The following is an 18,210-nucleotide window of genomic DNA, read 5'->3' on the forward strand; positions in this document are numbered from 1 at the left end:
CCATCCGCAACGCCTATGAGCGGAGGGCACGGCCTTCCGCATTCCCAGCCAAAGGGCGCGAGGGGGCTATCCCTCGCCTTTTCGGGTTTTACTAAATCGTACGATCGCGCCCCCTGCCAATCCACCGGCAACCGAAAACCCGCCATCTTCCAAAGCAAATACGCCCCGAGCCAGCTGGAAAGGCAGCAAATCCGGCAAAACTGCCAGAAGGAAGCGGCGCCAGCCAGTGCAAACAGCAACGCTGGCGCCGATGGGGAAGACATTCCCCTGCGGGCGTTACGGCGCTTCAGCCATATCTGCAAGCTGCGCTGCAACCTGCGCCACACCAGCCACATGGTCCGCCGCCAGCATGCCAAACACCATTGCCGGGCCGATCGTAGAACCCGCGCCCGGATAAGTCGTGCCCATCACGGCCGCGCTGCAGTTGCCAATTGCATACAGGCCCGGAATCGCCGTACCATCCTGCCCCAGCACGCGGGCGTGGATATCCGTCACCATGCCGCCCTTGGTGCCGATATCGCCCGGCACCAGCCTGATCGCGTAGAACGGCCCCTGCACCAGCGGCGCCAGGCATGGATTCGGCTTGACGCTGATATCACCGTAATACGTATCGAACGCATTGTCGCCCTTGCCGAATTCTTCATCGGCGCCATTGGCCGCATAGCGGTTCATGTTGTCCACGCTGGCCTGCAGCCCGGCCGCATCGACGCCGATTTGCTGCGCCAATGCTTGCAAGGTATCCGCCTTGTGCAGCACTTGCTTCAAAGCGGGCGGCAGGCGGTTGTCCGGCATCACAGATCCCGGCAGCACAGGACCGCACGGATACTGCTTGCGGAACCGTGCATCAAATACGATCCATGCAGGCACCGCCGAAGCATGGCCCTGCTCTGCCCGCGCATACATGGTTTGCACCAGTTCCGAATATGCGAGGTTTTCATTGGCAAAGCGCTTGCCTGCCGCATCGACGATCACGCACCCCGGCAGCGAGCGCTCAACGAATAGCGGGTGCGTATGCGGCATGCCCGGCACCTCGATGGCGGGAACGCCCCACATATAGCCCATCAAATCCAGCTTCGCGCCCACGGCCTGGCTGGCGCGTATCGCGTCGCCCGTGTTGGCATGGGGCGGCGTCACGCTCCACTCGGCGCGCGTCGGCTGCGGCAGGTATTGTTCACGCATGCGCTGGTTCCATTCAAAGCCGCCCGCCGCCAGGATCACGCCACGGCGCGCCCTGATTTTCAACGGTTTGCCTTCCCGCTGCACGACGACGCCCGCCACCTTGCCGTCCTCGTAAACCAGGCTGGTCAACGGCGTATCAAGCCACAGCGGCACGCCACGGTCGCGCAGCGATGCGCGCAGGCCAGCCACCAGCGCGGCGCCCAAGGTCAAACGGCGGTCGGCCGGGTGGCGCATCCGCCACGGCAAGTCGAACGCGTAGCGCAGCACGATTGTCAGCAATTTGCCTATCCAGCCCGGATGCTTGCCCAGGATCAGGCGCGCTTCCGTCTGCGTCATCGACAGGCGGCCGCCAATCAGCGTCGCACCCAGCGGGGGGCGCTGCAGCAGGAAATCTTCACCCAGCTGCGCCGCATCGAACGGCGCCGGGTCGAGCGAGCGGAAGCCTGGTTTCGCGCAAGGCTTGTGCTGGAAATAATCCGCGTAATGGGGCAATGCCGTGAAGCGTACCCGCGTGCGCTCATGCAGGTAGCGCACCAGGCGCGGGCCGGCATGCAGGTAAGCTTTGACCCGTGATTCGTTAAAATGCGGCGCCACGCACGCATGCACGTAGGTCAACGCTTCTTCGAAACTGTCGTTGGCGCCGGCCTGTTCGCCCAGGTGGTTATTGGGTATCCAGATACCGCCGCCGGATATCGCCGTGGTGCCGCCATATTGCGAGCATTTTTCCACCACCAGCACGGACAAGCCGTTATCCGCCGCACGGATCGCCGCCAGCATCGCGCCGCCGCCAGAACCCACAACTATGACGTCCGGCTCATGCCCTGCAGCGGCACGCTCGCCAGGCGGCGCCGGCACGCGGTGCTGCGACAGCAGGCCCGCCGCCAGCGCAGGCAACAGGAAAATCGACCCCAGCACATTCACGAGGAACATGAACGCCAGCAGCACGCCCATATCAGCCTGGAATTTCAGCGCAGAGAACGTCCACGTGGCCACGCCAAGCGACATGGTGACAGCCGTGAACACGGCCGCTGTACCGCGCTGGCGCATCGCTTCATAAAACGCCGTACGGAAGTCTTGCCGTTCCACCTGCATCTGGTGCGCAATGCGCTCATACAGATAAATGCCATAGTCAACGCCGACGCCGACACCCAGCGCCACCACCGGCAACGTCGACACTTTCAAGCCGATGCCCAGCAGCGGCATCAGCGCATTACACAGCACGGACACCAGCGCCAGCGGCACGATGATGCACAACACGGCTTGCCAGGAACGGAACGTCAACAGGCACAACACGGTAATCGCGCCAAAAATCGCCAGCAGCATGCCCACTTCCGCCTGTTCCACGGCTTCATTGGTGGCGGCCATCACCCCAACGTCACCGCTGGCCAGGCGCAATTGCACGGGTTGCGCGCCACCGGAAGCAATAAATGCTTTCACTTCCGACACCACGTGCGCAATGGTCGCGCCTTCATGGTTGTCCGTGTAAATCAGTACCTGGATCGCCTTGCAGTTTTCCGTGTTCATGCCGTCGTCCGGATTGAAACTGCGTGCGCCCTGCTGCAAGCCGGCGCTGGTGCGCGGCAACGCTTGCCAGCGCGGGCTGCCTTCGTTGTAAGCGCCTATTGTCACCTTTGCCAGCGACGGCACGCTGACCACGGACCGCACACCGGCCACGCCGCGCATGTAAATTTCAAAGCGCTCGATGGCGCTCATGACGGGATATCGCAGGCAGGCGTCCGCCGTTTGCGTATCCCCGCCGGCAACGGCAATCACGGACAGCACGTCGGAACCGACGTTGTACTGGCTGCCGATGGCCGCATGGTCACGGTTGTAGCGGGAATCCGCACGCAATTCCGGCGCGCCGGAACCGATGTCGCCGATGTGCAGGCTGCGCGCGCCGTAAGCGCCTGCGCCCAGCAGCACGGCGCATGCCGCCATCACCCATGGCGCCACGCGGGGCGATGCCGCGGCGGACATGGTCCACCAGAACGCACTGCGGCCGGCGCGCTGGTCCGGCGCGGGACCGGCGGCGCGCTCGCTCGTGTACGACAGCAGTACCGGCAAGAACATCTTGTTCGTCAATATCATCAGCAGCACGCCGATGCATGCCGTCACGCCCAGTTCGCGCACGATGGCGATGTCAATCGACATGATGACAAGGAAGCCCAGCGCATTGGTCAGCAACGCCAGCGTGCCCGGTACGAACAGCGCGCTGAACGCATCGGCGGCTGCCTGGCGGCGGCCGGCGCCGCCGTGCACTGCCTGGCGCCACGCATTCGTCATTTGCACGGCATGCGACACGCCGATGGAGAAAATCAGGAATGGTACGAGGATGGACATCGGGTCTATGCCAAAGCCTATCAGCGGCAAGATGCCCAACAGCCAGATCACCGGCATCAGCGCCACGGCCAGCGCCAGCGCGCTCATGCGCAGCGAGCGTGTATAGGCCAGCAGCAGCAACGCCGTCACGGCAAACGCCACGGCAAAGAAACCCAGCACGCCGTTGATCCCTTCCATCACGTCGCCAATGACTTTGGAAAAGCCGGTGATATTCACGTCGATATTGCGGGCCGCGTATTTGGCGCGCAATTGCTCCAGGCGGCGCGCCACGTCCACGTAATCGAGTTTCTTGCCGGTAGCGGGATCCGTTTCCAGCAACTCCGCCTGCACCATGGCAGACTTCAAATCATTCGATACCAGCTGCCCGATCTGGCCGGAGCGCGCCACGTTGGTGCGCACCAGCGCCAGTTCATCCGGCAAACCCGAAAAGCGGGCCGGCACCACGACGTCGCCATAAAAGCCCGCTTCCGTGACTTCCGTATAGCGGGTGTTGGGTGTGAACAGCGACGCCACGCGGCTGCGCACGACACCCGGCACGAAGAATACGTCATCCGTGGCTTCACGCAGCGCGGCAAGGAATTGCGCGTTATAGATATCGCCTTCGCCCCGCCAGCGCAGGCTGACCTGGATGCGGTTGGCGCCGGCAAACTGGCGCGCAAATTCCGTATAAGTCTGCATGTACGGGTGCTGCAGCGGGACAGTCTTGGCAAAGCCGGGATCGAGCCGCACACGGGTGGCGGAAAAGCCCAGGGCCACGGTGGCCAGCAAGAACAGGCACAGCAGGATAAAACGGTGACGCAGCAACGCCGTGCTGCAGGCGCGGATCAAGGCGCCCAGGCGGGAAGATGAGGACTGGCTCATGGTGTCTCTCGCAAAAAATGGTTCAAATCGCGTTACAGCGCTTCGCGCGTAATACCCGCTTCGCCGGCCAGCAGCACGTGGCCATCGCCTGCTTCCGCCACAGCAGCAAGGCTGGCGCGTCCGCCAACCCGGTGGATGCGGAAGGTTTTTCCGCCATCGGCGGACAGCACGACCGCACCGCCCTGCCCGGCCAGCACCACGCGGCCATCGTTCAGTTGCGCGCCGCCGAAATAGGATGTCGGCAAGCCTGTGTCCACGGCTTCCCACGTCGTGCCGAAATCTGCACTGCGGAACACGTGGCCGCGCATGCCGAAGACCAGCCACGCGCCGTCTTTCAATGCGAGCCCGCCAAACAGCGAACCTTTATAGGGCAAGGCCAGTTGTTCCCACGTCGCGCCGCCGTCATTGGACCGGTGCAGCATGCCTGCTTCACCTGCCAGCAGCATGGCGTTTCCAGCGCTGCGCACCAGCGCATTCGCATGGCCGTCGCCGATGGCAGGTGGCGTGGCGGCCGGCTGCCACTGGCTGCCGCCATCTTTCGATATGAGAAAGCGCCCAAAACTGCCGACGGCCAGCGCGCTGCCATCGCTGCGCAGCGCCACGTCCAGCAGCGGGTCCGTATGTTCCGTGTCGAAACGCAGCTGTTGCCAGTGTTCGCCGCCGTCGTCCGTGCCCAGCACAACGCCGTCGTGGCCCACCGCCAGGCCATGGCGGGCATCGCTGAACGCCACTTGCGTCAGCGTGGAACCGGGCTGCCTGTCCACCACGGCATCGCGCCACTGGCGGCCGCCGTCATCGGAATACAGGATATGGCCCGCCTCGCCCACTGCCACGACGCGCTGGCCCGCATGCGCCAGCGCATTCACGTGCAAACGGTCGGCCCGCACGGCGGTAGCGGCAAAGACGGGATGGGGACGCATGGCGAACGCGTAGACCGCGCCCGCCGCGACGGCGATGGCCAGCGCCAGGCTGGCGCGACGCAGAGAATTCATGATAGTTGTCTCCTGGGCAGCTCTGCGGCTGCGTTTTTCATATGCTTAGTACACTGCGATTCGGCCCTCGCAACATCGTCACTTTGGACTATGGCGACAACACTTCGAACAGTGCGGCCGCCCCCATGCCGCCGCCGATGCACATGGTGACCACCACATGCCGGACGCCCCGGCGCCGCCCTTCCAGCAGTGCATGCCCGGCCAGCCGCGAGCCGGACATGCCAAATGGATGCCCCATCGCAATCGCCCCGCCATTGACGTTCAACCGGTCGCCAGGTATGCCCAGCTGGTCGCGGCAATACAACACCTGGCTGGCAAACGCTTCGTTCAATTCCCACAAGCCGATATCCGCCACTGTCATGCCGTGCCGTTTTAACAACTTTGGAATCGCATAGACCGGCCCGATCCCCATCTCATCGGAAGCGCAACCCGCCACTGCCATGCCCCGATAAGCTCCCAGCGGCGCCAGGCCACGGGCGCGCGCCAGCGCGGCGCTGGTCAGTACACAGGCCGACGCGCCGTCCGCCAGCTGCGACGCATTGCCCGCCGTGACGAATTCCCCCTGCTGTACCCACTGCCCGCCGTGCCACACGGGCTTTAATGCAGCCAGCGATGCCGCATCCGTCGAACTGCGCGCGCATTCATCGCGCACCAGCGTCATGACTTCACTGCCATTCGGGTTGCCATCGCGGTCAAACAGCTGGTGCACGCTGGCCATCGGTACGATTTCCGCATCGAACAATCCCGCGCGCTGGGCGGCGGCCACGCGCTGCTGGCTCAGCAAAGCATAGTCATCTTGCGCGGCGCGGCTTATGCCATAGCGGCGCGCGACGATTTCCGCCGTCTCGATCATGGGGATGTAGGCTGCCGGATCATGGGCCAGCACAGCCTGCGCCTGGTTGCGGAACGTGTTTTTGTGCTTGTTTTGCGTCAGCGAGATGGATTCCACACCGCCTGCCACGGCGATGTCCATTTCGCCGCACATGATGGATTTCGCCGCATACGCAATTGCCATCAAGCCGGATGAACACATGCGGTCCAGCGCCATGCCGGGCACGCAGGCAGGCAAACCCGCTGCAATGGCGCTCAGGCGGCCGATGTTGTAGCCCTGCGTCCCCTGCTGCGCGGCGGCGCCCATCAGCACATCTTCCACTTCATGGGCTTCGATATCCGGCACTTTCGCCAGCGCCGACCGGATCACGTGGCCGCCCAGCGCGGGGGCTTCCGTATCGTTGAACGCGCCGCGGAATGCCTTGCCGATCGGCGTGCGGGCGGTGGAAACAATGACTGCTTCTTGCATCGTGAACTCCTTGTTCCAAAGATGAGGATGCCGGGCCTCAAGGCCCTGCACCCATGAACTTAAAAGTAATAGCGGCTGATCGCATCCGCGACACAGGCTGGCTTGGGCTGGCCTTCGATTTCCACCGTCACGCGGACCGTGGCTTGCACGCCGTTGCCGGTCAGCGCTTCCGCATGCACCAGTTGGCATACGCCCCGCACCCGGCTGCCCACCCGCAGCGGTGCAGGGAACCGCACGCGCTCGCAGCCATAATTGACGCCCATCGTCATGCCCTCGACTGTCAGCACTTGCGGCAAAAACAGGTTCACCAGCGACAGCGTCAAATAGCCGTGCGCGACGCACGCGCCAAACGGACCGTCCGCCGCCCGCACGGGGTCGACGTGGATCCACTGGTGGTCGCCCGTCGCTTCCGCAAACAAGTCAATGCGGCGCTGGTCCACCGTCAGCCACGGGCTGGCGCCCAGTTCCTTTCCCACACCGGACAGGAATTCGCCGCTGCTGCATAAAATTGTGCTCATGCCGCGCTCCTAAGCATGCTGGCTGCTGACCGGCACTACTTCGCCCACCATGTACGATGCATAATCGCTGGCCAGGAACATCATGACGTTGGCCACTTCCCACACTTCCGCCGCGCGGCCAAACGCTTCGCGCGACGCCAGGTGGTCCAGCAAATCCTGGGGCGCGGCCTTGCGCAGGAAATCGTGCAGCGCAATGCTGGGCGCCACGGCATTGATGCGCACACCGTACTCCGCCGCTTCCAGCGCGCTGCAGCGCGTCAGCGCCATGACGCCAGCCTTGGCAGCCGCGTAATGCGCCTGTTCCTTCTGCGCGCGCCAGCCCAGCACGGAGGCGTTATTGACGATGACGCCTTTGCCGCGCCGCTGCATGGCAGGCAGCATGGCGCGCGTCATGCGGAACGTCCCCGTCAAAGTGATGTCCAGCACGCGGCTCCATTCCGCATCTGTCATGTCCACCACGCGGCGGCTGCCGCCCAGGCCCGCGTTATTGATCAGTACATCGGCGCCATTCAAGCGCTCTTCCGCCTTCGCAATCAGTGCCTGCACCTGCTCTTCCTGCGTGACGTCGCATAGCTGGCCATAGACTTCCTGCAGGCCCGTTTGTTCACGCAATTGCGCAACGGCGGTTTCCAGCCGCTGCGGGTGGATATCGGAAATCATCAGCGCGCGGCAGCCCTCTTCCGCAGCGCGGCGGGCAGCGGCAAAACCGATACCGCCGCCGGCCGCTGCCGTGATCAATACGGATTGACCGGCCAGCAGGCCGTGGCCCTGGACATATTCCGGGATTGCAGGTTTCATACGTTACCCCTTGCTTCTTTTGGCATGCCGAGGCCACGCTCGGCAATGATGTTGAGTTGGATTTCATTGGAACCGGCATAGATCGTGTCGGCGCGGCTGAACAGGAACAGCGTTTGCAGCCGCTGGCGGTGATGGTCATCGCCAACGACGTTGCCTTCCGCGCCCAGCACATCCATCGCCAGTTCGCCCAGGTCGCGGTGCCAGTTCGACCAGTGGTATTTGTAAATCAGCGATTCCGGCGCCAGCCGGCCGCTGTCCGCGCCGGACAGCATGCGCAGCGCATTGCAGCGCATGGTGCGCAAGCCGATCCACGCACGGGCAAGGCGGTCGCGGATAGCGCGGTCATGCCACGCGCCGTTTTCGCGGGCCGTGGCAATGACCAGGTCCAGCTCATGCATGAATTGCATTTGCTGGCCCAGCGTAGACAAGCCCCGCTCAAAGCCCAGCAGCGCCATCGCCACGCGCCAGCCCTCACCCGGCTTGCCGACGACGTCGCATGCCTTGGCGCGGGCGCCGTCAAAGAACACTTCATTGAATTCAGCGCTGCCGCTGATCTGGCGGATCGGACGGATGCCGATACCCGGCTGGTCGAGCGGCATCAGCAGGAAAATCAAGCCTTTGCTGCCGCGCGAACCCGGTTCACAGCGGGCCACGACAAAGATCCATTGCGATTCGTGGGCCAGCGACGTCCACACCTTCTGGCCCGTGACGATCCAGTCGCCCGTCGCTTCATCCCGCACGGCGCGCGTCTGCACGTTGGCCAGGTCGGAACCCGCATTGGGTTCGGAATAACCCTGGCACCACAGCGTGGTTCCTGCCACGATGCCCGGCAAATGGCGCTGCCGCTGGTCTGGCGTGCCCAATGCAATCAAGGTCGGGCCGATCAAGCCTTCGCCGATATGGCCGGCCCGTCCCGGCCCGCCAGCCCGTGCATATTGTTCGTGGTGCGCCACCTGCTCCGACAGCGATAGGCCCCGGCCGCCGTATTCCTTGGGCCAGCCGGCGCACGTCCACCCGGCCCGGGCCAGCGCCTGTTCCCACTGCTTGCGTTCTTCCGGGAACGCATCTTCATCACCTGGGCCGCCACGGTGGCGCAGTGGCGAGAATTCACCGGACAGTTGCGCTTCCAGCCACTGTTCGAATTCACTGTGCGCTGCGTGGCCTTCAGGCGCTGGCGCCGCGCCGTCGGCCAATTGCTGGGCCACCTGCTGCAGGCATGCACTATCGCTGCCAAACCAGCTGCGCGCAGCCTGGGCGCGCTTGAAGTACAGGTGCGGGTCATATTCCCACGTAAAGCCCACGCCGCCATGCAGCTGGATGGCCTCTTGCGCGCAAAAGAACAGTGCGTGGTTGGCCGCATGCTTGGCGCAGGCCACGTCCATTTCCAGGCCATCGCCGCCGCTGTCCGCCAGCCGCGCCGCGCCATACACCATCGACGCCGCCGATTCCAGCGCCACCATCATGTGCGCGCAGCGGTGCTTGACGGCCTGGAACGACGCTATCGCGCGGCCAAACTGTACGCGCTCGCCGGCATACGCCAGCGTCAGTTCCAGGCACTGGCGCGCCGCCCCGACCTGTTCCGCCGCCAGCGCCAGCGCCGCCAGGGTGGCCGTGCGGCGCAAGCCGTCCTGCAATGCCTCCCCCGCTGCCAGCCAGGCATCCGCGCTCACCTGCACGTTCGTTAATTGCATACTCGCGATGGGACGTGTCATGTCCAGCGTGTTCAGCGGCGTGACATCGACGCCTTGCGCAGCGCGGCGCAAGGCAAACAGCGCAATCCCCCCTTCGTCCGTGCAGGCGGGCACCAGCAGCACATCCGCTTGCGCGCCGCCCATCACTTGCGCAAACGAGCCATTCAATACATAGCCATGGCCGGCGCGCTGCGCAACGGCCTTGCAATCGGCGGCATCCCAGCGCGCCAGTTGCGGCAATGCCAGCGCTGCCGTCACGGCGCCCGCCGCCATTTGTTCCAGCCAATGCCGGCCTGCCTGCGGTGCGCCATACTGCAGCGCATCGGCTGCCAGGCAGGCGCTGGCAAAGTACGGCACGGCGGGCAAACGGCGGCCCATCTGTTCCATCAACAGTGCGCGCTCCACTTGCCCCATCCCCATGCCGCCGCTGGATTCCGGCACGGTCAGCGCGCACCAGCCCAGCGATGTTCCCATTTCCTGCCACAGCGCCGCATCATGGGCCGAGCCGGCGGCCAGGCCGGTACCGCCGGCCGCTTCGCATGCCTTGTCCAGCACGGCCCGCAAGCTGGCCGAGCTGCTGCGTTCACCCAGGAAGGCGCTGGCGGCGTCCCGTATCATTTGCTGTTCTTCATTGAGCGTGAAGTCCATGATGGCCTCACGCGCCGTAGACTGGCTGCGCCGCGCGGCCCTGCGCCACCAGCTGCGCCACGGCGCCGCCAATTTCATGCGGCAGCCAGCGCGCGCCTTTGTCGCGGGCCGGGCCAACCTGCCAGCCTTCAGCCAGTGAAATTTTTCCGCCTGCCGCTTCAAACGTGCGGCCCGTCACGTCCGACGATGCTTCGCTGGCCAGCCACACGACCAGCGGCGCCACATTGGCCGGGTCGTAGTAGTCAAAGCCCCGTTCCGGCGCTTTCATCATGGCCGCAAACACGTCTTCCGTCATGCCGGTGCGTGCGGCCGGCGCCAGGCAGTTGGCCGTCACGCCATAGCGCGCCAGTTCAACAGCCTGCACCAGCGTCAGCGCGGCAATCCCCGCCTTGGCTGCAGAATAATTCGACTGGCCGACCGATCCCGCCAGCCCCGCACCGGAACTCGTGTTGATAATGCGGCCCGCAACCGGCTCGCCCGCCTTCGATGCATCGCGCCAGCGCCGCGCCAGCACATTGGCCAGGCAAAAGTGCCCTTTCAAATGCACGCGCATGACGTCATCCCAGTCCGATTCGCCCATGCTGGCAAACATGCGGTCGCGGCAAATGCCCGCATTATTGACGACCGCATGTACTTCGCCATAGGCCGCCACCGCCGCCGCCACGATGCTTTCCGCACCTGCCATGCTGGTGATGTCGCCGCCATTGGCCAGCGCCACGCCGCCTTGCGCCGCGATGCCGTCCACGACTGCCTGCGCCGCTTCCACGCGGATATCGTTGACCACGACATTGGCGCCCGATTGCGCCAGCGCCAGCGCATAAGCACGTCCCAAGCCCCCGCCGGCGCCCGTCACAATCACAGTCCTGCCATTACAGATTTTCATGATGCCGCCCTCAGATTCGTTCAATGATGGTCACGTTCGCCAGTCAATCTCCCCTTATCACGTGGGAGCGGCTTGGCGAAGCGAAGCCCTATATACGTTCAATGATGGTGACGTTCGCCAGTCCGCCGCCTTCACACATGGTTTGCAGGCCGAAGCGGCCATTGGTGCGTTCCAGTTCATGCAGCAAGGTCGTGGCCAGCCGCGCTCCTGTTGCGCCCAGCGGGTGGCCCAGCGCAATGGCGCCGCCGTTGACGTTGGTGCGCTCATGCGGATAGCCCGTCTCTTTCAGCCACGCCTGCGCCACGCTGGCAAACGCTTCATTGACCTCCACCAGGTCGATATCGCCCCAGCGCATGCCGCAGCGCTGCAGCGCTTTCTTGCTGGCGGCAATTGGCGCCGTCAGCATCCAAACCGGGTCGTCGCCCATCACGGACAAGTGGTGGATGCGGGCGCGCGGCGCCAGGCTGTAGCGCTTCAGCGCTTCTTCCGACACCACCAGCAACGCAGCCGCCGCGTCGCACGTCTGGCTGGCGACACCGGCCGTCAGCCAGCTTCCTTCCCCAAGCGGCTCCAGTTCCGCCATCTTTTGCAGCGACGTAGTGCGCGGCGTCTCGTCATGCGACAGTCCCGCGCACGGCACGATTTCACGTTCAAAGCGCCCTTCGGCGACCGCCAGCAACGCGCGGCGATGGCTCTCCAGCGCATACGCTTCCATGTCCGCGCGGCTGCAATGCCACCGCTCGGCAATCATTTGCGCCGCATGGAATTGCGACATGGGCTGGTTGCCAAAGCGCGCCTGCCATCCCGTGCTGCCGGAAAACGGATCGGCAAAGCCCAGCGCCTGGCCCGCTACCATGGCCGACGAAATCGGGATGCTGCTCATGGTTTGCACGCCGCCCGCCACCACCACGTGCTGCGTTCCGCTCATCACGGCTTGCGCGGCAAAGTGCAGCGCCTGCTGCGACGAGCCGCACTGGCGGTCCACCGTCACGCCGGGTACGCTCAACGGCAGGCCCGCCGCCAGCCAGCTGGAACGGGCGATATTGCCGGCCAGCGGGCCGATGGTGTCGACGCAGCCAAATACGACGTCGTCATAGTCTTCCGCGGGAATGCCGTTGCGCTCCACCAGCGCTTTCAATACAAAGCCGCCCAGGTCCGCGCCATGCATGTGCGACAGGCTGCCGCGCCGCTTGCCCACGGGCGTGCGCAGCGCATCGACGATATATGCGTCCGTTCGTTTCATTGTTGTTCCTCCTTGAAGGTGCAGCCCGGCCCCAGCGCGGCGTCTTGCGCCAGCACATGGGCGCGCACCCGCGCCAGGTGCAGGCTGCGGTCACCCCACGCGGCGTCCAGCGCCCAGGCCATCTTCATGAATATCTGCAAGTCCATTTCCCACGTGTAGCCCATGGCGCCGTGCACTTGCATGGCGTTGCGCGCGGCCAGCAGCGCCGCTTCGCTGGCCGCCACCTTGGCATGCGACACGTGCACCGCGCATTCCGGCGCGCCATTTGCAATCGCATGCGCGGCGCGGAACACGACCGGGCGGGCGAATTCCAGTTTCACGGCCACGTCGGCCAGGTGGTGCTTGAGCGCCTGGTTGATGCCGATCGGCTTGCCGAACTGCTTGCGCTGCGCCGAGTAATCAATGGCCAGGTCCAGCATGCGCTGCGCGAGGCCCAGCAATTGCGCGCTGGCGGCCAGTGCGCCGCGCTGGAAAGCCTGTTCCATCAAACCGGCTGCCTGTTCGGCGATGCAATATTGCGGCTCGCAATCCCACTGCACGGTAAACAGGCGGCGCGACGGATCGATGCTCGCCTGCGCCGTCATTGCGATGCGGCTCGATGGCACGGCAAACAGGCGGCCGTCGCGCTCCAGCAGCACCAGGTTGGCCTGGTCCGCGTCGGCCACCAGCGGACTATGCGCATGGCCCAGCGCCACGCGCAGGCTGCCGTCCGCAATCCCTTCCAAGGTACGGCCGCGCAATTCGCTGGGCGGCAATTGCGCCAGCAAGCCGGCCGCCACCCACGACGATTCCAGCAGCGGCGCAGGCACGCCGTGATAGCCGCATTCGCGCGCCAGCAAGATCCAATCCACGTCGCCCATGCCCATGCCGCCGTGTTCCGTTGGCACCGACAGGCCGGTCAAGCCCTGTTCCGCCAGCTGCTTCCACAAATCCTGCGAACGGCCGCCGGGGCGGTTCCATAGTTCGCGTATCAATTCCGGCGACACTTCATTGACCAGGAAGCGGCGCACGGCGTCGGCCAGCAGCACCTGGTCTTCTGCAAACGTAAAATCCATGAATTCCTCCTTATGCGCGCGGCATGCCCAGCATGCGTTCCGCAATGATGTTGCGCTGGATTTCGTTGGTGCCCGCATAGATCGGGCCGGACTGGGCGAACATGTAGCCTTCCAGCCAGCGCCCATGGTCCAGCGCCAGCGGCGCGCCGGCCGTCAGCTCGGCAAATGGGCCGGCCAGGCGCTGCGCGGTTTCATGCAGGCGGATATCCAGCTCAGACCAGAACACCTTGTTGGTCGACGATTCCGCGCCGATGTGGCCGCCCTTTTGCAGGCGGCTGGCCGTCATGTAAGTCGACAGTGCATACGCTTCCGCATCCATCCAGCCGCGCGCCACGTCGTCCGCCAGCGCGCCGTCATGGCAGCCCTGCTGGTGGTACAGCGCCGCCAATGCACGTGCGGTTTCCTGGAAGCGCGCCGGTGAGCGCAGCATCAAGCCCCGTTCAAAGCCCGCCGTTGCCATCGCAACTTGCCAGCCCGCGCCGTCCTGGCCCAGGCGGTTGGCGACGGGGATGCGGACGTCGTCAAAGAAGATTTCTGCGAACCCCGTCTGGCCATTCAACTGGCGGATCGGGCGCACGGTAATGCCTGGTGTGTCCAGTGGCGTCAGCAGGAACGACAAGCCATGGTGGCGGCTCGACTGCGGGTCCGTACGGAACAGGCCAAACGCGCAGTCAGCCCAGACGGCGCGGGTGGACCAGATTTTCTGGCCATTGACGACGTAGTGGTCGCCGTCGAGCCGCGCGCTGCAGCGGATCGCCGCCATGTCGGAACCGGCATTGGGCTCCGACCACGCCTGCGCCCAGATATCTTCGCCGGACGCGATGCGCGGCAAAAAGCGCGCCTGCTGTTCCGGCGTGCCCACGTCCATCAGGGTCGGCCCAAGCAGGAACACGCCGTTCTGGTTGACACGCAGCGGCGCACCGGCGCGCCAGTATTCTTCCTCGAAAATCAGCCATTCAATCAGGCTGCAGCCACGGCCGCCCAGTTCGCGCGGCCACGTGACCATGCTCCACCGGCCCGAATACAGCGTCCGTTCCCACGCGCGGTGCTCGGCAAAGCCTTCTTCCGTATCAAAGCTTTTCAACGGCCTGGCAGGTACGTGTTTGGCCAGCCACTCGCGGATTTCAGCGCGGAACGCGCGTTCCGCATCGGTATAGCGCAAGTCCATGTCAGCCTCCGTTTTCCGCACCAGCAAATTGCCCGCCGCGCTTTTCCACGAAGGCGGCGCGCGCTTCGCCGGAATCCGCGCTCATGTAAGCCTGCAGCGTGAAGCCCTGTTCCCAGCGGTACTTGTCTTCCAGGCTGCCGTCTTCCACGCCATTGAGCGATTCCTTGGCCAGGCGCACCATCAGCGGGCTCTTGGCGGCAATGCTGCGGGCAATTTCCAGCGCGGATTCGCGCAAGTCCGCCAGCGGCACCACGCGCTCGATGGAGCCGAGGCGGTACGCTTCGTGCGCCGTGATCATTTCGCCCGTGAAGTACATGTGGCGCACCTTTTGCACGGGGAACAGGCGCTGCAAATGCGCGCCGCCGCCCATGGCGCCGCGGTCGATTTCCGGCACGCCGAAACGCGCGCATTCGGAAGCCACGACGATGTCGGCTGCGCCGGACAAGCCGATGCCGCCCCCCAGCACGAAACCATGCACCGCCACGATGACCGGCTTGGGGTTGCGGTGCACGGCGCGGAACGACGCGTAGTTGCCGGCATTGACGGCGACGATGCGCTGCGGATGGGCCGCCAGTTCCTTGATATCGACGCCGGCGCAAAAGCCCCGGCCGGCGCCGCGCAGCACGATGACACGCACGTCGCCGCGCAAGCCCAGCGCGTCGAGCGTATCGGCCAGCAATTGCCAGCCCGCGCAGTCAAGCGCATTGACCGGCGGCCTGTCGATCACCAGTTCGGCAATGCCGTCCGCGACCGTGATTTGAAATGGATTACTCATGCGGTTTGCCTCCGGGTGGTGTCGTTCATCAAATTCGAGGTAAAGCAGGCGGACAATCGCTGTTCAGCATCCGCCGCAATGCGTTCAATCAGCGTGGCGCACGATTCCAGGCTGCCGATGGCCGCCGCCGCCTGCCCGCTGGGCAGCACGCCTTCATCCGGCATGCCATCGACCATGGCGCGCTGGATCAGCACGGGCGCGTTGGCGGCCATCAGCGTTTGCGCGGCATTCATGCCTTCGCCGCGCAGCGCCAGCGCGGCCGTGCGCAGCATGGCGCCCCAGCCCATGCCCGTATGCTTGCGCCAGCGCTGCGCCGTACCCAGCGCCAGCAATACGCGCTTCAACGTACCTGCCTGTTCCAGGTGGGTCAGGTAGGGGTTGGCTATCATCCGCTGCGGCAAGCCATCAACGGCCAGCGACACGCGGATGGCGGCCGGGTCGCGCACGGCCACGTATTGCGCCAGCGTGGCGGCCGGCACGGGGGAATCCGTCGTCATCAGGAAGCGCGTGCCCATGGCAATGCCGGCCGCGCCATAGGCCAGCGCTGCCGCCAGGCCACGGCCATCGTAAAAGCCGCCGGCTGCCACCACCGGCACTTGCACGGCGTCCAGCACTTGCGGCAACAGCAGCGTGGTCGGCACGGAACCCGTATGGCCGCCGCCTTCGCCGCCCTGCACGGTCACGATATCGGCCCCCAGTTCAATGGCTTTTTGCGCATGCTTGACGGCGCCCACGGTCGGCATGCACAGCACGCCGGCATCCTTGAGGCGCGCAATGGCGCGCTTGTCCGGGCCCCGGCCATAGCTGACGGCGCGCAGCTTATGCCTGATGGCGAGATCGATGGCTTGTTGCGCATTCGGCTGGAACATATGGAAGTTCAGGCCGAATGGCGCATCCGTCAGCGCTTTCACGCGCAGGATTTCCCCTTCCAGCTGGTCCGGTTCGATGGTGGCGCCGGCCAGGAAGCCGAAGCCGCCGGCATTGCCGGTGGCCGCCACCAGTTTTGCATCGGCCACCCAGCCCATTGCCGTTTGCACAATCGGATAACGGCAGCCCAGTATCCGGCACAGCACCGTGTCGAGTGGTCCGCTCATTTGTTGTCTCCGCGCTGCGACGCGGCCATGCCGCGCGCATCGTAGCCGCCCAGCTTGTCGCCGGACACCAGTTCATTGTGGACATGGGCAAAGTGGTGCCAGCCAAACGCCGCATCCATCGCGGCGCGCTTGCCGCCCAGTTCTTCCGCGTGGTTGACGGCTTGCTTGGCCAGCGCAAGGCCCATGCGGGGCATGGCGGCAATGCGCCGCGCGATATCGTAGGTGGCCTGTTCCAGCCCGCTTGACGCCACGACGCGGTTCACCATGCCCAGTTCACAGGCGCGGGTGGCGCCCATGCGTTCGCCGAGAAACAGGAATTCCTTGGCAATGCGGGGATGCATTTCAAACGGGTGGGCAAAGTATTCGACGCCGGGAATGCCCATGCGCACGACAGGATCGCTGAAGAAGGCGTCCTCCGACGCGATAATCAGGTCGCATACCCACGCCAGCATCAGGCCGCCCGCCACGCAGGCGCCCTGCACCATGGCGATGGTCGGCTTGGGCAAATCGCGCCAGCGGCGGCACATGCCCAGGTAAACTTCCTGTTCCCGGACATAAAGGAACTCGCCGCCCGGCTTGTTGACGTGGTCATACCAGCCCGACACGCGGTCAAACGATTTATTGATGTCCCGGCCCGGCGTGCCGATGTCATGGCCTGCAGAAAAATGCTTGCCCGCGCCGCGCAGCACAATGACCTTGACCTGGTCGTCATCGACGGCGCGCTGGAACGCCGCGTCCAAGGCGTACGTCATTTGCGAATTCTGTGCATTGTGGAATTGCGGACGGTTCAGCGTGACCGTGGCAATGCCGTCCGCCGCCGCATACAGCACGGGCTCACCCGTCTCATACACGGACGTGTCTTCGCGCTCGACGAATTGGGTATCGGCCAGCGTATTCATGCCAGCACCGTGGCACGCAGGTTATGGGGATCGAGCTGCGCAATCAGCGCCAGCTCCGCACCGGACGGTGCAGCGGTTTCCGGAATGACGTCCGGCAAATGCAGCGGAAAGCCGGTGGCGTCCTGCACCTGCTGCGCCGTGACGCCGGGATGCAGCGACACGATGCGCATCTGCTTTTGCGGGCCGCCGAAATCCATCACGCACAGGTTGGTGACAACGAACCGGATGGCGATGTCGTCGAGCTGGTAGCCGCGCGGCAGGCGCGCCGGGTTATAGCCGATCGACGCCACCATATCCACTTCGCCTTCGACAAACACTTTGCGGCTATGGTTCGGCACAAAGAAGGAATTCGCATGGCTGATGGAATTGCCCGGGAAGCCCCGCACGCCCAGCATTTGCACGGCAGGCTTGCTGTAATCGTTGCCGATCATCGAGATATTGGCTTGCCCGAAGCGGTCGATTTGCGTGGGCGCCACCATCGCGTGGCGGCGGCCGCTCCACACGTTGTCAAAGATGCGGGCAAAGCCCATCCACGTTTCGCGCTTCAGCTGGTAGCCGCCACGCGGGCCTAAAGGTGCAGGCTCGGACAACAGCCACGCTTCGGAGTCCGTCATCATCAAATCCGGGTTGACGGACTTCATGGCCAGCGACGCGGCCAGCCGCGGCAACACGCCGATGCCCGTCGCCAGCACTTCGCCATCGCCCTGCCAGGCCCGCGCCGCGGCGCAGACTATGGTATCGATCAAGGTGGTAGTCATGTTGAATT

Annotated in this window: 14 protein-coding genes and 1 pseudogene; all 15 read right to left on the reverse strand. The window is 64.8% G+C overall.

Annotated features, from left to right (window positions below):
• Positions 1-276: 276 nt before the first annotated feature.
• Positions 277-4,380 carry an efflux RND transporter permease subunit gene (locus tag GM668_RS31570; protein WP_308506813.1) on the reverse strand — a complete coding sequence of 1,368 codons (4,104 nt, stop codon included), beginning with the start codon at positions 4,378-4,380 and terminating at the stop codon, positions 277-279.
• A gap of 32 nt (positions 4,381-4,412) precedes the next feature.
• A complete protein-coding gene (locus GM668_RS05950; protein ID WP_155438011.1) occupies positions 4,413-5,372 on the reverse strand; it encodes a WD40/YVTN/BNR-like repeat-containing protein in 960 nt (319 codons plus the stop codon).
• Positions 5,373-5,460: 88 nt separating this feature from the next.
• Positions 5,461-6,672: an acetyl-CoA C-acyltransferase gene (locus tag GM668_RS05955; protein ID WP_155438012.1), complete on the reverse strand. Its 1,212-nt coding sequence runs from the start codon at positions 6,670-6,672 to the stop codon at positions 5,461-5,463.
• A gap of 59 nt (positions 6,673-6,731) precedes the next feature.
• On the reverse strand, positions 6,732-7,190 hold the full coding sequence (locus GM668_RS05960; protein ID WP_155438013.1) for a MaoC family dehydratase: 459 nt from the start codon (positions 7,188-7,190) through the stop codon (positions 6,732-6,734).
• Positions 7,191-7,199: 9 nt separating this feature from the next.
• On the reverse strand, positions 7,200-7,988 hold the full coding sequence (locus GM668_RS05965; RefSeq protein WP_155438014.1) for an SDR family oxidoreductase: 789 nt from the start codon (positions 7,986-7,988) through the stop codon (positions 7,200-7,202).
• Complete coding sequence (locus GM668_RS31080) at positions 7,985-9,118, reverse strand: acyl-CoA dehydrogenase family protein (RefSeq protein ID WP_371868648.1); 1,134 nt, start codon at positions 9,116-9,118, stop codon at positions 7,985-7,987. The genes GM668_RS05965 and GM668_RS31080 overlap by 4 nt, the downstream gene beginning before the upstream one ends.
• A gap of 72 nt (positions 9,119-9,190) precedes the next feature.
• Positions 9,191-10,405 (reverse strand): annotated as a pseudogene (locus GM668_RS31085) (acyl-CoA dehydrogenase family protein); the annotation flags it as partial.
• Complete coding sequence (locus GM668_RS05975; protein WP_155438016.1) at positions 10,335-11,210, reverse strand: SDR family oxidoreductase; 876 nt, start codon at positions 11,208-11,210, stop codon at positions 10,335-10,337. The pseudogene GM668_RS31085 and the gene GM668_RS05975, both read right to left, overlap by 71 nt.
• Positions 11,211-11,298: 88 nt before the next feature.
• The gene (locus tag GM668_RS05980; protein WP_155438017.1) at positions 11,299-12,453 is read right to left on the reverse strand and encodes an acetyl-CoA C-acetyltransferase; all 1,155 of its coding nucleotides are present in this window, start codon (positions 12,451-12,453) and stop codon (positions 11,299-11,301) included.
• Entirely contained in the window at positions 12,450-13,508 is a 1,059-nt protein-coding gene (locus tag GM668_RS05985; protein ID WP_155438018.1) for an acyl-CoA dehydrogenase family protein, read from the reverse strand. The genes GM668_RS05980 and GM668_RS05985 overlap by 4 nt, the downstream gene beginning before the upstream one ends.
• Positions 13,509-13,518: 10 nt before the next feature.
• The gene (locus GM668_RS05990) at positions 13,519-14,676 is read right to left on the reverse strand and encodes an acyl-CoA dehydrogenase family protein (protein WP_155438019.1); all 1,158 of its coding nucleotides are present in this window, start codon (positions 14,674-14,676) and stop codon (positions 13,519-13,521) included.
• A gap of 1 nt (position 14,677) precedes the next feature.
• Positions 14,678-15,451: an enoyl-CoA hydratase family protein gene (locus GM668_RS05995; protein ID WP_155438020.1), complete on the reverse strand. Its 774-nt coding sequence runs from the start codon at positions 15,449-15,451 to the stop codon at positions 14,678-14,680.
• Complete coding sequence (locus GM668_RS06000) at positions 15,448-16,545, reverse strand: NAD(P)H-dependent flavin oxidoreductase (protein ID WP_155438021.1); 1,098 nt, start codon at positions 16,543-16,545, stop codon at positions 15,448-15,450. The genes GM668_RS05995 and GM668_RS06000 overlap by 4 nt, the downstream gene beginning before the upstream one ends.
• Positions 16,542-17,444 (reverse strand): enoyl-CoA hydratase, encoded by a 903-nt coding sequence (locus GM668_RS06005; protein WP_155438022.1) that lies wholly within the window; start codon positions 17,442-17,444, stop codon positions 16,542-16,544. Before GM668_RS06005 ends, GM668_RS06000 begins: the two co-directional genes overlap by 4 nt.
• A complete protein-coding gene (locus GM668_RS06010; RefSeq protein WP_155438023.1) occupies positions 17,441-18,202 on the reverse strand; it encodes a CoA-transferase subunit beta in 762 nt (253 codons plus the stop codon). Before GM668_RS06010 ends, GM668_RS06005 begins: the two co-directional genes overlap by 4 nt.
• Positions 18,203-18,210: the final 8 nt, after the last annotated feature.

The sequence above is a fragment of the Pseudoduganella ginsengisoli genome (assembly GCF_009720865.1).
Lineage (GTDB): Bacteria > Pseudomonadota > Gammaproteobacteria > Burkholderiales > Burkholderiaceae_D > Rugamonas > Rugamonas ginsengisoli.

Excerpts from the sequence above, each read along its gene's own strand:
- GM668_RS05995 (WP_155438020.1), bottom strand. The coding sequence starts at position 15,451 with ATGAGTAATCCATTTCAAATCACGGTCGCGGACGGCATTGCCGAACTG.
- GM668_RS05950 (WP_155438011.1), bottom strand. The coding sequence starts at position 5,372 with ATGAATTCTCTGCGTCGCGCCAGCCTGGCGCTGGCCATCGCCGTCGCG.
- GM668_RS06005 (WP_155438022.1), bottom strand. The coding sequence starts at position 17,444 with ATGAATACGCTGGCCGATACCCAATTCGTCGAGCGCGAAGACACGTCC.
- GM668_RS05975 (WP_155438016.1), bottom strand. The coding sequence starts at position 11,210 with ATGAAAATCTGTAATGGCAGGACTGTGATTGTGACGGGCGCCGGCGGG.
- GM668_RS05955 (WP_155438012.1), bottom strand. The coding sequence starts at position 6,672 with ATGCAAGAAGCAGTCATTGTTTCCACCGCCCGCACGCCGATCGGCAAG.
- GM668_RS06010 (WP_155438023.1), bottom strand. The coding sequence starts at position 18,202 with ATGACTACCACCTTGATCGATACCATAGTCTGCGCCGCGGCGCGGGCC.
- GM668_RS05985 (WP_155438018.1), bottom strand. The coding sequence starts at position 13,508 with ATGGATTTTACGTTTGCAGAAGACCAGGTGCTGCTGGCCGACGCCGTG.
- GM668_RS31570 (WP_308506813.1), bottom strand. The coding sequence starts at position 4,380 with ATGAGCCAGTCCTCATCTTCCCGCCTGGGCGCCTTGATCCGCGCCTGC.
- GM668_RS06000 (WP_155438021.1), bottom strand. The coding sequence starts at position 16,545 with ATGAGCGGACCACTCGACACGGTGCTGTGCCGGATACTGGGCTGCCGT.
- GM668_RS05990 (WP_155438019.1), bottom strand. The coding sequence starts at position 14,676 with ATGGACTTGCGCTATACCGATGCGGAACGCGCGTTCCGCGCTGAAATC.
- GM668_RS05980 (WP_155438017.1), bottom strand. The coding sequence starts at position 12,453 with ATGAAACGAACGGACGCATATATCGTCGATGCGCTGCGCACGCCCGTG.
- GM668_RS05960 (WP_155438013.1), bottom strand. The coding sequence starts at position 7,190 with ATGAGCACAATTTTATGCAGCAGCGGCGAATTCCTGTCCGGTGTGGGA.
- GM668_RS05965 (WP_155438014.1), bottom strand. The coding sequence starts at position 7,988 with ATGAAACCTGCAATCCCGGAATATGTCCAGGGCCACGGCCTGCTGGCC.